Origin of the sequence: Jatrophihabitans sp. GAS493, from assembly GCF_900230215.1 — a bacterium.
Classification (GTDB): Bacteria; Actinomycetota; Actinomycetes; order Mycobacteriales; family Jatrophihabitantaceae; genus MT45.
On sequence record NZ_LT907982.1, the window covers coordinates 1996310 to 2008932 of the forward strand.

19 protein-coding genes and 1 pseudogene are annotated in these 12623 nt (G+C 64.2%); all 20 read left to right on the forward strand.

Annotated features, from left to right (window positions below; translation table 11 throughout):
* Nucleotides 1-244: 244 nt before the first annotated feature.
* Entirely contained in the window at nt 245-619 is a 375-nt protein-coding gene (rpsL, locus tag CPH63_RS09045; protein WP_096302598.1) for a 30S ribosomal protein S12, read from the forward strand.
* Nucleotides 619-1089, forward strand: coding sequence for a 30S ribosomal protein S7 (gene rpsG / locus CPH63_RS09050; protein WP_096302599.1), 471 nt, complete (start codon nt 619-621; stop codon nt 1087-1089). Before rpsL ends, rpsG begins: the two co-directional genes overlap by 1 nt.
* A gap of 86 nt (nt 1090-1175) precedes the next feature.
* Nucleotides 1176-3272 (forward strand): elongation factor G, encoded by a 2097-nt coding sequence (gene fusA, locus CPH63_RS09055; RefSeq protein ID WP_096302600.1) that lies wholly within the window; start codon nt 1176-1178, stop codon nt 3270-3272.
* Nucleotides 3273-3352: 80 nt separating this feature from the next.
* On the forward strand, nt 3353-4549 hold the full coding sequence (tuf, locus tag CPH63_RS09060) for an elongation factor Tu (RefSeq protein WP_096302602.1): 1197 nt from the start codon (nt 3353-3355) through the stop codon (nt 4547-4549).
* A gap of 226 nt (nt 4550-4775) precedes the next feature.
* Nucleotides 4776-5081 (forward strand): 30S ribosomal protein S10, encoded by a 306-nt coding sequence (gene rpsJ / locus CPH63_RS09065; RefSeq protein ID WP_091360102.1) that lies wholly within the window; start codon nt 4776-4778, stop codon nt 5079-5081.
* Nucleotides 5082-5116: 35 nt separating this feature from the next.
* A complete protein-coding gene (gene rplC / locus CPH63_RS09070; RefSeq protein WP_096302603.1) occupies nt 5117-5761 on the forward strand; it encodes a 50S ribosomal protein L3 in 645 nt (214 codons plus the stop codon).
* A 2-nt stretch (nt 5762-5763) separates the two neighbouring features.
* A pseudogene (gene rplD / locus CPH63_RS09075) lies at nt 5764-6423 on the forward strand (50S ribosomal protein L4); the annotation flags it as partial.
* A gap of 224 nt (nt 6424-6647) precedes the next feature.
* A complete protein-coding gene (rplW, locus tag CPH63_RS09080; RefSeq protein ID WP_091360096.1) occupies nt 6648-6941 on the forward strand; it encodes a 50S ribosomal protein L23 in 294 nt (97 codons plus the stop codon).
* 19 nt (nt 6942-6960) lie between these two features.
* Nucleotides 6961-7797: a 50S ribosomal protein L2 gene (rplB, locus tag CPH63_RS09085; RefSeq protein ID WP_091360094.1), complete on the forward strand. Its 837-nt coding sequence runs from the start codon at nt 6961-6963 to the stop codon at nt 7795-7797.
* Nucleotides 7798-7809: 12 nt separating this feature from the next.
* On the forward strand, nt 7810-8091 hold the full coding sequence (gene rpsS, locus CPH63_RS09090) for a 30S ribosomal protein S19 (protein ID WP_091360092.1): 282 nt from the start codon (nt 7810-7812) through the stop codon (nt 8089-8091).
* Nucleotides 8092-8144: 53 nt separating this feature from the next.
* Entirely contained in the window at nt 8145-8546 is a 402-nt protein-coding gene (gene rplV, locus CPH63_RS09095) for a 50S ribosomal protein L22 (protein WP_096302606.1), read from the forward strand.
* Nucleotides 8546-9499 carry a 30S ribosomal protein S3 gene (rpsC, locus tag CPH63_RS09100; protein ID WP_096302607.1) on the forward strand — a complete coding sequence of 318 codons (954 nt, stop codon included), beginning with the start codon at nt 8546-8548 and terminating at the stop codon, nt 9497-9499. Before rplV ends, rpsC begins: the two co-directional genes overlap by 1 nt.
* A gap of 3 nt (nt 9500-9502) precedes the next feature.
* Entirely contained in the window at nt 9503-9922 is a 420-nt protein-coding gene (gene rplP, locus CPH63_RS09105) for a 50S ribosomal protein L16 (protein ID WP_091360085.1), read from the forward strand.
* Nucleotides 9922-10155, forward strand: coding sequence for a 50S ribosomal protein L29 (gene rpmC / locus CPH63_RS09110; protein ID WP_091360082.1), 234 nt, complete (start codon nt 9922-9924; stop codon nt 10153-10155). The genes rplP and rpmC overlap by 1 nt, the downstream gene beginning before the upstream one ends.
* Before the next feature lie 35 nt (nt 10156-10190).
* The gene (rpsQ, locus tag CPH63_RS09115; RefSeq protein WP_096302608.1) at nt 10191-10475 is read left to right on the forward strand and encodes a 30S ribosomal protein S17; all 285 of its coding nucleotides are present in this window, start codon (nt 10191-10193) and stop codon (nt 10473-10475) included.
* A 103-nt stretch (nt 10476-10578) separates the two neighbouring features.
* Nucleotides 10579-10947 (forward strand): 50S ribosomal protein L14, encoded by a 369-nt coding sequence (gene rplN, locus CPH63_RS09120; RefSeq protein ID WP_091360077.1) that lies wholly within the window; start codon nt 10579-10581, stop codon nt 10945-10947.
* Nucleotides 10948-10949: 2 nt separating this feature from the next.
* Nucleotides 10950-11267: a 50S ribosomal protein L24 gene (rplX, locus tag CPH63_RS09125; RefSeq protein WP_096302609.1), complete on the forward strand. Its 318-nt coding sequence runs from the start codon at nt 10950-10952 to the stop codon at nt 11265-11267.
* Nucleotides 11264-11836 carry a 50S ribosomal protein L5 gene (gene rplE / locus CPH63_RS09130; RefSeq protein ID WP_096302611.1) on the forward strand — a complete coding sequence of 191 codons (573 nt, stop codon included), beginning with the start codon at nt 11264-11266 and terminating at the stop codon, nt 11834-11836. Before rplX ends, rplE begins: the two co-directional genes overlap by 4 nt.
* Before the next feature lie 5 nt (nt 11837-11841).
* Nucleotides 11842-12027, forward strand: coding sequence for a type Z 30S ribosomal protein S14 (locus CPH63_RS09135; RefSeq protein WP_091360070.1), 186 nt, complete (start codon nt 11842-11844; stop codon nt 12025-12027).
* A 183-nt stretch (nt 12028-12210) separates the two neighbouring features.
* Nucleotides 12211-12618 carry a 30S ribosomal protein S8 gene (gene rpsH / locus CPH63_RS09140; RefSeq protein WP_091360067.1) on the forward strand — a complete coding sequence of 136 codons (408 nt, stop codon included), beginning with the start codon at nt 12211-12213 and terminating at the stop codon, nt 12616-12618.
* Nucleotides 12619-12623: the final 5 nt, after the last annotated feature.

Sequence of the window (12623 nt, forward strand, 5' to 3'; positions counted from 1 at the left end):
GGCGCACAACCATCGTCCAGACTGGCGATCTTCGCCGGGCTGGCTCGTGAGCGGGCTGCGACACGCCCGACCGCGTGGGTCGATGGAGACAACAAAAGAGCAGGCACCACCGGGTGCAGCGTGTCCGCAGAGCGGCCTCGTATCCACCCGACAGTGATTCTCTCGGCGGCAACGCCGGGAACAGAAATGTCAGAAATACACAGACCGCACCCGCACCAAACGATCTAAGGAGATTGCAGGCCGAATGCCTACGATCCAGCAGCTGGTCCGCAAAGGCCGGCAGGACAAGACGTCGAAGACCAAGACGCCCGCACTGAAGAGCTCCCCGCAGCGTCGTGGTGTCTGCACTCGCGTCTACACGACGACCCCGAAGAAGCCGAACTCTGCCCTGCGCAAGGTTGCCCGCGTGCGCCTCACCAGCGGCATCGAGGTCACGGCCTACATCCCGGGTGTCGGCCACAACCTGCAGGAGCACTCCATCGTGCTCGTCCGCGGAGGCCGCGTTAAGGATCTCCCGGGTGTTCGTTACAAGATCATTCGCGGTTCGCTGGACACCCAGGGTGTTCGCAACCGCAAGCAGGGCCGTAGCAAGTACGGCGCCAAGAAGGAGAAGAGCTAATGCCACGCAAGGGTCCGGCGCCTAAGCGCCCGCTCGTCATCGACCCGGTCTACGCATCGCCGTTGGTGACGCAGCTGGTCAACAAGATCCTCGTCGACGGCAAGCGCTCGGTCGCTGAGACGATCGTCTACGGCGCTCTTGAAGGAGCACGCGAGAAGAGCGGCACCGACCCGGTCGTCACGCTCAAGCGTGCGCTCGACAACGTCAAGCCGACCCTCGAGGTTCGCAGCCGTCGCGTCGGTGGCGCCACGTACCAGGTGCCGGTCGAGGTCAAAGCCGGCCGTAGCACCACGCTGGCCCTGCGTTGGCTGGTCGGTTACTCCCGCGCCCGCCGCGAGAAGACCATGACCGAGCGCCTGATGAACGAGCTGCTCGACGCCAGTAACGGCCTCGGCGCCAGCGTCAAGCGCCGGGAAGACACCCACAAGATGGCCGAGTCCAACAAGGCCTTCGCGCACTACCGCTGGTAATTCGCGGGCGAAGCGCCGGCCACCCCGGCGCCACCTCGCAAGTATCTGCTCACAGCTTCATCCCGCTTAACGACTGAGAAGGAATCATGGCTAACAACGCCGAGCTCGCCAAGACCCGAAACATCGGGATCATGGCGCATATCGACGCGGGTAAGACCACGACGACCGAACGCATCCTCTTCTACACCGGTATCAACTACAAGATCGGTGAAGTTCACGATGGCGCTGCCACGATGGACTGGATGGAGCAGGAGCAGGAACGCGGCATCACCATCACCTCCGCTGCAACGAAGTGTGAGTGGAAGGGCCACGCGATCAACATCATCGACACGCCCGGCCACGTCGACTTCACCGTTGAGGTGGAGCGCTCGCTGCGTGTCCTCGACGGCGCCGTCGCCGTCTACGACGGTGTGGCCGGTGTCGAGCCGCAGACCGAGACCGTCTGGCGCCAGGCCGACAAGTACAACGTGCCGCGTATGTGCTTCGTCAACAAGCTGGACCGCACCGGCGCCGACTTCTTCCGCTGCGTGCAGATGATGAAGGATCGCCTCAACGCCAACGTCGCCGTGCTGCAGATTCCGATTGGCAACGAGGGTGACTTCCTCGGGGTCATCGACCTGGTCGAGATGCGCGCCCTCACCTGGCGTGGCGAGACCAAGCTCGGTGAAGACTTCGCCGTCGAGGAGATCCCGGCCGAGCTGGCCGACGAGGCCGCTCAGTGGCGCGAGACACTCCTCGAGACGATGTCCGACGTCGACGACGAGATCGCCGAAGCCTTCCTCAGCGATGAGGAGATCAGCGTCGAGACGCTGAAGGCCGCGATCCGCCGCGCGACGCTGGCCGACAAGATCAACCCGGTGCTCACCGGCTCGGCCTTCAAGAACAAGGGCGTTCAGCCCATGCTCGACGCGGTCATCGACTACCTGCCCTCGCCGCTGGACGTCGACCACGTCACCGGAACGCTGCAGGACGGCGAGACGGTGGCCGAGCGCAAGACCGACGAGTCCGAGCCGCTGGCCGCGTTGGCGTTCAAGATCGCCACCGACCCCCACCTCGGCAAGCTGACCTTCGTCCGCATCTACTCCGGTGTGCTGGACAACGGCAGCCAGGTCCTGAACTCCACCAAGGACCGCAAGGAGCGCATCGGCAAGATCTACCAGATGCATGCCAACAAGCGTGAAGAACTGCCCCGCGCCGGCGCCGGTGACATCATCGCCGTGGCCGGTCTCAAGCAGACCACCACCGGTGACACGCTTAGCGACCTGAACAAGCCGATCGTTCTCGAGTCGATGACGTTCCCGGCCCCGGTCATCTCGGTGGCCATCGAGCCGAAGACGAAGAGCGACCAGGAGAAGCTGGGTACGGCCATCCAGAAGCTGGCCGAGGAAGACCCGACCTTCCAGGTCAAGAACGACGAAGAGACCGGCCAGACGATCATCGCGGGCATGGGGGAGCTCCACCTGGAGATCCTCGTTGACCGGATGCGTCGCGAGTTCAAGGTCGAGGCGAACGTCGGTAAGCCGCAGGTTGCCTACCGCGAGACGATTCGCAAGGTCGTCGAGCGCGAAGATCTCACCTACAAGAAGCAGACCGGTGGTTCGGGTCAGTTCGCGAAGGTGCAGATCAAGCTCGAGCCGCTGGAGATGACCAGCGACGGCCCGACGTATGAATTCGTCAACGCCGTCACCGGTGGTCGTATCCCGAAGGAGTACATCCCTTCGGTGGACCAGGGCGCGCAGGAGGCCATGCAGTACGGCATCCTCGCCGGCTACCCGCTAGTCGGAGTCAAGATGACGCTGACCGACGGTGGCTACCACGACGTCGACTCCTCGGAGATGGCGTTCAAGATCGCTGGCTCGATGATCTTCAAGGCAGCGGCACGCAAGGCCAGCCCGGTTCTTCTCGAACCGATGATGGCGGTCGAGGTGACGACGCCCGAAGAGAACATGGGCGACGTGATCGGCGACCTGAACTCCCGCCGCGGCCAGATCCAGGCCATGGAGGAGCGCAGTGGGGTCCGCGTCGTCAAGGCGTTGGTTCCGCTGTCAGAGATGTTTGGCTACGTCGGCGACCTGCGTTCCAAGACGCAGGGACGGGCGAGCTACTCGATGCAGTTCGACTCGTACGCGGAGGTTCCGTCCAACGTGTCGAAGGAAATCATCGCCAAGGTTAACGGCGAATAGGTTAACGGCGAATAACTCGCAGCACCGGCTAGACCAACTCACAAACCAACTAGCAATACAGACAAGAAAGAGGCAGAGCAGTGGCGAAGGCCAAGTTCGAGCGCACCAAGCCCCACGTCAACATCGGCACCATTGGTCACATCGACCATGGCAAGACGACCCTGACGGCGGCTATCTCGCGCACCCTGCACGACAAGTACCCGGCCCTCAACCCGAACACCGAGGCGTTCGACCAGATCGACAAGGCGCCGGAAGAGCGCCAGCGTGGTATCACGATCTCGATCGCTCACATCGAGTACCAGACCGAGAAGCGCCACTATGCGCACGTCGACTGCCCGGGTCACGCCGACTACATCAAGAACATGATCACCGGTGCCGCTCAGATGGACGGTGCGATCCTCGTCGTCGCCGCCACCGACGGCCCGATGCCGCAGACCAAGGAGCACGTGCTCCTGGCCCGCCAGGTCGGTGTTCCTTACATCGTCGTCGCGCTGAACAAGGCCGACATGGTCGATGACGAGGAGATCCTGGAGCTCGTCGAGCTCGAGGTTCGTGAGCTGCTCAACGCCAATGACTTCGGTGGCGACGACGCCCCGATCGTTCGCGTCTCGGCGCTGAAGGCCCTTGAGGGCGACCCGACCTGGGCCGAGGCCGTTCTCAGCCTGATGGACGCCGTCGACGAGTACATCCCGCAGCCGGTTCGCGAGACCGAGAAGCCGTTCCTCATGCCCGTCGAGGACGTCTTCACGATCACCGGTCGCGGCACGGTCGTCACCGGCCGCATCGAGCGTGGAGTCCTGAAGGTCAACGAGACGGTCGACATCGTCGGTATCCGTCCGGACAAGCAGACCACCACGGTCACCGGCATCGAGATGTTCCGCAAGCTGCTCGACGAGGGCCAGGCCGGCGAGAACGTCGGACTGCTCCTTCGTGGCATCAAGCGCGAGGACGTCGAGCGTGGCCAGGTTGTCATCAAGCCGGGCACGACCACCCCGCACACCGACTTCGAGGGCACTGTCTACATCCTCTCGAAGGATGAGGGTGGCCGTCACACGCCGTTCTTCAACAACTACCGTCCCCAGTTCTACTTCCGCACCACGGACGTGACCGGTGTCGTTACCCTCCCCGAGGGCACCGAGATGGTCATGCCGGGTGACACGGTTGACATGACGGTCGTGCTGATTCAGCCGATCGCCATGGAGGACGGTCTGCGCTTCGCGATCCGTGAGGGTGGCCGCACCGTCGGCGCCGGTCGAGTCACGAAGATCATCAAGTAACTGAAATTGAACGCGCGGTAAGCCCCATTTTGTTCGGGCCGCTCCGCAACGTTTAGTAGGTAACAACTTCAAAGGATTCACCCAGGGTGCTGGTCGATGAGATCAGCACCCTGGTGAGTCCGAAGAAATTTGCGTTGCCGCTCCTTGCCGCACCCGTGGCTTGCGAGCTTGATCCTGAAGTATCGAACACTGATACACCGAAAACAGTGAAGGTGAGTTAGCCACCATGGCGGGACAGAAGATCCGCATTCGGCTCAAGGCCTACGACCACGAGGCAATCGACGCCAGCGCGCGTCGCATTGTCGAGACGGTCACCCGCACGGGTGCCCGGGTTGTCGGACCGGTGCCGTTGCCGACCGAGAAGAACATTTACTGCGTCATCCGGTCGCCGCATAAGTACAAGGACAGCCGCGAGCACTTCGAGATGCGCACCCACAAGCGGCTCATCGACATTCTGGACCCGACGCCGAAGACGGTGGACGCGCTTATGCGCATCGATCTGCCGGCCAGCGTCGACGTCAACATTCAGTAAGAGATTCAGTAGCGAACAGCGAGAGATCACACACCATGGCTAAGCAATTGCAGGGGATCCTGGGCGAAAAGCTCGGCATGACCCAAGTCTTCGACGAGAACAACCGGGTCGTTCCGGTCACCGTCGTGAAGGCGGGTCCGTGCGTCGTCACCCAGATCCGCACCGAGGAGAAGGACGGCTACAGCGCCGTTCAGCTCGCCTACGGCGCCATCGACCCGCGCAAGGTAACCAAGCCGGTCGCCGGGCACTACAAGGCCGCCAACGTGACGCCCCGTCGTCACCTGGTCGAGCTGCGCACCGAGACCCTTGACGGGTACGAGGTCGGACAGGAGATCGGCGCGGATGTCTTCGCCGACGGCGCTTCGGTCGACGTCACCGGCACCACCAAGGGCAAGGGAACCGCGGGCGTCATGAAGCGCCACGGCTTCCACGGTCTGGGCGCCGGTCACGGCACGCACCGCAAGCACCGCGCACCCGGCTCCATCGGTGCCTGCGCCACGCCTGGTCGTGTCTTCAAGGGCCTGCGCATGGCCGGCCGGATGGGTCACGAGCAGCAGACCACCCAGAGCCTGACCGTCTACAAGGTCGACGCTGAGCGCGGTCTCCTCCTCATCAAGGGTGCCGTTCCGGGCCCCAAGGGCGGTCTCGTCCTGGTCCGTACCGCAGTGAAGGGAGCCTGAACATGACTGCGACTCTCACTGTTCGCAACCCGGCTGACGCCAAGGCCAAGACCGGCACCGTCGAGCTGCCGGCCGAGATCTTCGATGTTCCGACGAACATCCCGCTGGTCCACCAGGTCGTCGTTGCTCAGCTGGCCGCCGCCCGCCAGGGCACGCACGCCACCAAGACGCGCGCCGAGGTGCGCGGTGGTGGCAAGAAGCCGTACCGCCAGAAGGGCACCGGCCGAGCCCGCCAGGGTTCGACCCGGGCGCCGCAGTTCGTCGGCGGTGGAGTCGTGCACGGCCCGCAGCCGCGTTCGTACGCGCAGCGGACCCCGAAGAAGATGATCGCCGGCGCCCTACGCTGCGCGCTGTCGGACCGGGCCCGCAACGACCGCATTCACGTGGTTACCTCGCTGGTCGGCGACACGCCGTCCACCAAGGCCGCCACGACGGCGCTCGCGTCGGTTTCGAGTGCTCGCAACATCCTCGTCGTCGCTGAGCGCAACGACGATGCGACGTGGCTGAGCCTGCGTAACCATCACGCGGTGCACATCCTCGAGCCGGGTCAGCTCAACACTTACGACGTGCTGATCAGCGACGACATCGTCTTCACCGAGGAGGCGCTGGCCAGCTTTATCGCCGGCCCCGCCAAGGGGAAGTCGGCCAAGGGTGCGGCCAGCAGCCTCGAGGCTGACGCCGTGATCGACGAGAAGGTCGACGTCGCGACCAAGGCCCCGAAAGCCCCTGCGAAGAAGGCCGCCAAGGCCGACACCGCGGATGCCACCGAGGCTGTTGAGGCGAAGGCCAAGCCGGCCAAGAAGGCGGCCGCCAAGAAGGCAGCGGCGAAGACGGACGACGAGTCCGCGACTGCCGGGGCCGACGCCGCTACGGAAGAGGAAGCCTGATGTTTGACAGCCCGCACGATGTTCTGCTCGCTCCGGTGATCTCGGAGAAGAGCTACGGCCTCCTGGACGACAACAAGTACACATTCGAAGTCCACCCGGATGCCAACAAGACTCAGATCAAGATCGCCATCGAGAAGGTCTTCAACGTCAAGGTCACCGACGTGAACACCCTCAATCGCCAGGGCAAGCGCAAGCGCACCCGGGCCGGCTACGGACAGCGTAAGAGCGTCAAGCGCGCCATCGTCACCCTGCGTGACGGCGACCGCATCGACGTCTTCGGCGCTCCGGCGTAACGGGAAACGGATATAGGTCATGGGAATTCGCAAATACAAGCCGACTACGCCGGGCCGGCGTGGCTCGTCGGTCGCCGACTTCGTCGAGCTCACCCGCACGACGCCGGAGAAGTCGCTGGTTCGCCCGCTGCACAACAAGGGTGGCCGTAACAACACCGGTCGCATCACCACCCGTCACCAGGGTGGTGGCCACAAGCGGGCCTACCGCGTCATCGACTTCCGTCGCCACGACAAGGACGGTGTCCCCGCGGTCGTAGCCGAGATCGAGTACGACCCGAACCGCACCGCGCGCATCGCGCTGCTGCACTACGCGGACGGCGAGAAGCGCTACATCATCGCTCCGCGCCTGCTCAAGCAGGGTGACCGCATCGAGAACGGCCCGGGCGCTGACATCAAGCCCGGAAACGCTCTCCCGCTGCGCAACATCCCCACGGGTACGGTCGTGCACAACGTCGAGCTGCGCCCGGGTGGCGGGGCCAAGATCGCCCGCTCCGCCGGTTCGAGCATCCAGCTCGTGGCCAAGGACGGACCGTACGCCCAGCTGCGTCTGCCCTCCGGCGAGATCCGCAACGTCGACCTGCGCTGCCGCGCGACGGTCGGCGAGGTCGGTAACGCCGAGCAGAGCAACATCAACTGGGGCAAGGCCGGCCGCATGCGCTGGAAGGGCAAGCGCCCGACCGTCCGCGGTGTCGCCATGAACCCGGTTGACCACCCGCACGGTGGTGGCGAGGGCAAGACGTCCGGTGGACGTCACCCGGTGAACCCGGCCGGTAAGCCCGAGGGCCGCACCCGCCGCGCCAACAAGGCCAGCGACAAGATGATCGTCCGCCGTCGCAAGACGAACAAGAAGCGTTAAGAGGACTAGAAGATGCCACGCAGTTTGAAGAAGGGTCCGTTCGTCGACGACCACCTCCTGAAGAAGGTCGACGCTCAGAACGACAAGGGCACCAAGATCGTCATCAAGACGTGGTCGCGGCGCTCGACGATCATCCCCGACATGCTCGGACACACGATCGCCGTTCACGACGGTCGCAAGCACGTTCCGGTCTTCGTCACCGAAGGCATGGTCGGCCACAAGCTGGGCGAGTTCGCGCTCACCCGCACCTTCCGTGGCCACATCAAAGACGACCGTCGCTCCCGGCGCGGCTGAGTCAAGACAAAGTCAGCCAGCTAGAAGCCGACGAGACTAAGAAGAGGAAAGTAATGGTTGCCAACCCTGAAACGGACGAAGTTCGCACCGCCATCGCGCGTGCGGCGAATGTCCGGGTCACGCCGATGAAGGCGCGCCGCGTCATCGACCTCATCCGCAACATGCCTGCCGACCAGGCGCTGTCGGTGCTGAAGTTCGCACCGCAGGCTGCGAGCGAGCCGGTGGCGAAGGTGCTCGCCAGCGCCGTCGCCAACGCCGAGCACAACTTCCAGCTCGACCCGGACACGCTCTTCGTTTCGCGTGCCTTCGTCGACGAGGGACCGACGCTCAAGCGTTTCCGTCCGCGTGCCCAGGGTCGGGCCTTCCGTATCCGCAAGCGCACGAGCCACATCACCATCGAGGTTGAGTCGATCGCGACCGCTTCGAAGGCTGTACAGAAGGGACGGACCCGCTAATGGGTCAGAAAGTAAACCCGAACGGGTTCCGCCTCGGTATCAGCACCGACTTCAAGTCGCGCTGGTTCGCCGACAAGCAGTACGCGGCGTACGTCAAAGAAGACGTCCAGATCCGCAAGCTGATGGCGACCGGTATGGACCGCGCCGGCATCTCCAAGGTCGAGATCGAGCGCACCCGTGACCGGGTCCGCGTGGACATCCACACGGCCCGCCCCGGCATCGTCATCGGTCGCCGTGGCGCCGAGGCCGACCGCATCCGTGGCCAGCTGGAGAAGTTGACCGGTAAGCAGGTCCAGCTCAACATCCTCGAGGTGAAGAACCCCGAGGGTGACGCGCAGCTGGTAGCTCAGGGCGTGGCGGAGCAGCTCTCCAACCGAGTCAGCTTCCGTCGGGCGATGCGTAAGAGCATGCAGTCCGCGCAGAAGAGCCCGGGCGTGCAGGGCATCCGTGTGCAGTGCTCGGGCCGCCTCGGTGGCGCCGAGATGAGCCGCTCGGAGTTCTACCGCGAGGGCCGCGTTCCGCTGCACACGCTGCGCGCGAACATCGACTATGGCTTCTTCGAGGCCAAGACGACCTTCGGGCGCATCGGCGTCAAGGTCTGGATCTACAAGGGCGAGGTGCCGACCGGTTCGCGCACCGAGCGCGAGGCTGCGGTCGCGGCTGAGGCGCTGCGTCAGCGTCGTGACCGTCCGGCCAGCAGCAGCCGCCCGCGTCGCTCCGGCTCGCAGGGCACGACCGGCGTCTCCACCGAAGCCGGCCGCGCCGCATCCGAGGGCCCGACCACCGCGGCTCCCGTCGAGGACGCGGTCGTCGAGACCCCGGCCATCGACACCGGTGTGGCCGAGACTCCCGGAGCCTCCACCGCCGTCGTCGAGACGGTTGCGGGCAGCGACGTGTCGGCGGCCGAGATCGCCACCGCTATGGCAACAGACAGCACAGAGACGGAGAGCTGAGTCATGCTCATCCCACGGCGCGTCAAGCACCGCAAGCAGCACCACCCGACCCGGCGCGGCCAGGCCTCGGGCGGTACCCGAGTGACGTTCGGTGAGTACGGCATCCAGGCTCTCGAGCCGGCCTACGTCACCAACCGCCAGATCGAGTCCGCGCGTATCGCCATCAACCGGCACATCCGCCGTGGCGGCAAGGTCTGGATCAACATTTACCCCGACCGCCCGCTGACCAAGAAGCCGGCCGAGACCCGCATGGGTTCCGGTAAGGGTTCGCCGGAGTGGTGGATCGCCAACGTCAAGCCCGGACGCGTGCTGTTCGAGCTGACCTACCCCAACGAGGCCACCGCCCGCGAGGCGCTGACCCGTGCCATCCACAAGCTGCCGATGAAGTGCCGCATTGTGAAGCGTGAAGCAGGTGACATCTAATGACCAGCCCCAGTGAGTTGCGGGAACTGCACGACGACGAACTGAAGACCCGTCTGCACGAAGCGAAGGAAGACCTCTTCAAGCTTCGCTTCCAGATGGCGACGGGACAGCTCGATGACAACCGTCGCCTGCGCACCGTCCGTCACGACATCGGCCGGATCTACACGATCCTGCGCGAGCGTGAGCTCGGCCTCTCGGTCGCCCCGGCCGAGGCTGAGTCGGCGGCCAAGTAGTACATGAACGCAATGAAGATGATGGAGAAGATGGCATGACCGACAAAGCAACGGAAGCCGCGCCCGCGCGCGACACCTTCCGCAAGACCCGCGAGGGCCTGGTCGTCAGCGACAAGATGGACAAGACCGTCGTGGTCGCTGTCGAGGACCGCGTCAAGCACCCCCTCTACGGCAAGGTCATCCGCCGCACGAACAAGCTCAAGGCGCACGACGAGAGCAACGCAGTCGGCGTCGGCGACCGCGTGCTGCTGATGGAGACCCGACCGCTGTCGGCCACCAAGCGCTGGCGCGTCGTCGAGGTCATCGAGAAGGCCAAGTAAGCATCTCGTCCAGCAAGTCTCAATAACTCGAAATACCAACGGGTGTCATCGTCGGGTTCGCAGGAGTGCGGGCAGCGGGTGACACAGAGCAGGGAGTACAGAAGTGATTCAGCAGGAGTCGCGACTTCGAGTCGCCGACAACACCGGTGCAAAGGAGATCCTCTGCATCCGCGTGATGGGTGGCTCGGGTCGGCGCTACGCCGGAATCGGGGACATCATCGTCGCCACCGTCAAGGACGCGCTGCCCGGTGCAGGTGTCAAGAAGGGCGACGTCGTCAAGGCGGTCATCGTCCGTACCGTTAAGGAACGGCGCCGTCCCGACGGCAGCTACATCCGTTTCGACGAGAACGCCGCCGTTCTCATCAAGGCTGATGGCGAGCCGCGTGGTACCCGAATCTTCGGTCCCGTCGGTCGCGAACTGCGTGACAAGAAGTTCATGAAGATCATTTCTCTCGCTCCTGAGGTGCTGTAAAGATGAAGATCAAGAAGGGCGACACCGTAGTGGTGATCGCTGGAAAAGACCGCGGCGTGAAGGGCAAGGTCCTGGCGGCCAACCCCGAGACGGGCAAGGTCATCGTCGAGGGCGTCAACCGCATCAAGAAGCACGTCGCGATGTCGACGACTGCCCGCGGCGCCAAGACCGGTGGCATCGAGACGATCGAAGCCGCGATCGCTGCAAGCAAGGTGATGGTCGTCGATGGTGACGGCAACGCGACCCGTGTGGGATACCGCCGTGACGAAGAAGGACGTAACGTCCGCGTCTCGCGTCGGTCTGGAAAGGACCTGAAGTGACTGCCGCATCAACGTCGGAGCAGGCTGCTCCGCGTCTCAAGACCCGCTATCGCGAGGAGATCGTGCCGGCGCTGAAGGATCAGTTCTCCTTCGGCAACCCGATGCAGATCCCCGGTCTGACCAAGATCGTCGTCAACATGGGTGTCGGCGCCGCAGCGCGGGATGCCAAGCTCATCGAGCCGGCTGTCCGCGACCTGACCCTCATCACCGGCCAGAAGCCGTTGGTGCAGAAGGCCCGCAAGTCGATTGCGCAGTTCAAGCTGCGCGAGGGCATGCCGATCGGCGCGAAGGTCACTCTCCGCGGCGACCGCATGTGGGAGTTCCTGGACCGCCTGCTCTCGCTGGCGCTGCCTCGTATCCGTGACTTCCGGGGCCTCTCGCCGCAGCAGTTCGACGGTAACGGCAACTACACCTTCGGTCTGAACGAGCAGTCGATGTTCGTCGAGATCGATCCGGACTCGATCGACCGTCCCCGCGGTATGGACATCACCATCGTCACCACCGCCGCTAACGACGACGAAGGACGCGCGCTGCTCAAGGCGCTCGGCTTCCCGTTCAAGGAGAACTGAGCCAGATGGCTAAGAAGGCACTAGTTAACAAGGCTGCGGCCAAGCCGAAGTTTGCGGTTCGCGGTTACACCCGCTGCCAGCGCTGCGGTCGTTCGCACTCGGTGTACCAGAAGTTCGGCCTGTGCCGGATCTGCCTGCGCGAGATGGCGCACGCCGGCGAGCTGCCAGGCGTCACCAAGTCGTCCTGGTAAGTCCAGTACGACTGCGTTAGCAGCACCGTTGTGGCGCCGTCCCCGGCGCTACACCCAAGACTCCCGGCGGCCAGCGATTTGGTTACCGGTCGGCGATCAGGCAGACTTGTCTGGTTGAACAACATTACTTCGCGATAGGCCCGCTCGACTGAGCGGGAACCGCGCGAGAAAGCAGAGCAATACATGACTATGACTGACCCGATTGCGGACATGCTGACGCGTCTTCGCAACGCGAACTCAGCCTTCCACGACACGGTGGTGATGCCTCACTCGAAGTTGAAGGGGCACATCGCGGAGATCTTGAAGGAGCAGGGCTACATCGGTGGGTTCCACATCACCGACACCCCCGAAGGCCAGCCCGGCAAGCTCCTCGTCCTCGACCTGAAGTACGGACCGAACCGCGAGCGCAGCATTGCTGGCGTGCGCCGGGTCTCCAAGCCAGGTCTGCGTGTCTATGCCAAGTCGACCGGACTGCCCCGTGTGCTGGGTGGGCTCGGCGTCGCCATCATCTCAACGTCCACCGGACTGTTGACCGACAAGCAAGCCGCCAAGCGCGGTGTGGGCGGGGAAGTCCTCGCCTACGTCTGGTAAAGGAA

Coding starts and splice junctions, on each gene's coding strand:
- rpmC (WP_091360082.1), top strand. CDS start 9,922: ATGACCAGCCCCAGTGAGTTGCGGGAACTGCACGACGACGAACTGAAG.
- rpsJ (WP_091360102.1), top strand. CDS start 4,776: ATGGCGGGACAGAAGATCCGCATTCGGCTCAAGGCCTACGACCACGAG.
- rplV (WP_096302606.1), top strand. CDS start 8,145: ATGGTTGCCAACCCTGAAACGGACGAAGTTCGCACCGCCATCGCGCGT.
- rplW (WP_091360096.1), top strand. CDS start 6,648: ATGTTTGACAGCCCGCACGATGTTCTGCTCGCTCCGGTGATCTCGGAG.
- rpsQ (WP_096302608.1), top strand. CDS start 10,191: ATGACCGACAAAGCAACGGAAGCCGCGCCCGCGCGCGACACCTTCCGC.
- rplX (WP_096302609.1), top strand. CDS start 10,950: ATGAAGATCAAGAAGGGCGACACCGTAGTGGTGATCGCTGGAAAAGAC.
- rplB (WP_091360094.1), top strand. CDS start 6,961: ATGGGAATTCGCAAATACAAGCCGACTACGCCGGGCCGGCGTGGCTCG.
- rplP (WP_091360085.1), top strand. CDS start 9,503: ATGCTCATCCCACGGCGCGTCAAGCACCGCAAGCAGCACCACCCGACC.
- rpsG (WP_096302599.1), top strand. CDS start 619: ATGCCACGCAAGGGTCCGGCGCCTAAGCGCCCGCTCGTCATCGACCCG.
- rplC (WP_096302603.1), top strand. CDS start 5,117: ATGGCTAAGCAATTGCAGGGGATCCTGGGCGAAAAGCTCGGCATGACC.
- rpsL (WP_096302598.1), top strand. CDS start 245: ATGCCTACGATCCAGCAGCTGGTCCGCAAAGGCCGGCAGGACAAGACG.
- CPH63_RS09135 (WP_091360070.1), top strand. CDS start 11,842: ATGGCTAAGAAGGCACTAGTTAACAAGGCTGCGGCCAAGCCGAAGTTT.
- rpsC (WP_096302607.1), top strand. CDS start 8,546: ATGGGTCAGAAAGTAAACCCGAACGGGTTCCGCCTCGGTATCAGCACC.
- rpsS (WP_091360092.1), top strand. CDS start 7,810: ATGCCACGCAGTTTGAAGAAGGGTCCGTTCGTCGACGACCACCTCCTG.
- fusA (WP_096302600.1), top strand. CDS start 1,176: ATGGCTAACAACGCCGAGCTCGCCAAGACCCGAAACATCGGGATCATG.
- rpsH (WP_091360067.1), top strand. CDS start 12,211: ATGACTATGACTGACCCGATTGCGGACATGCTGACGCGTCTTCGCAAC.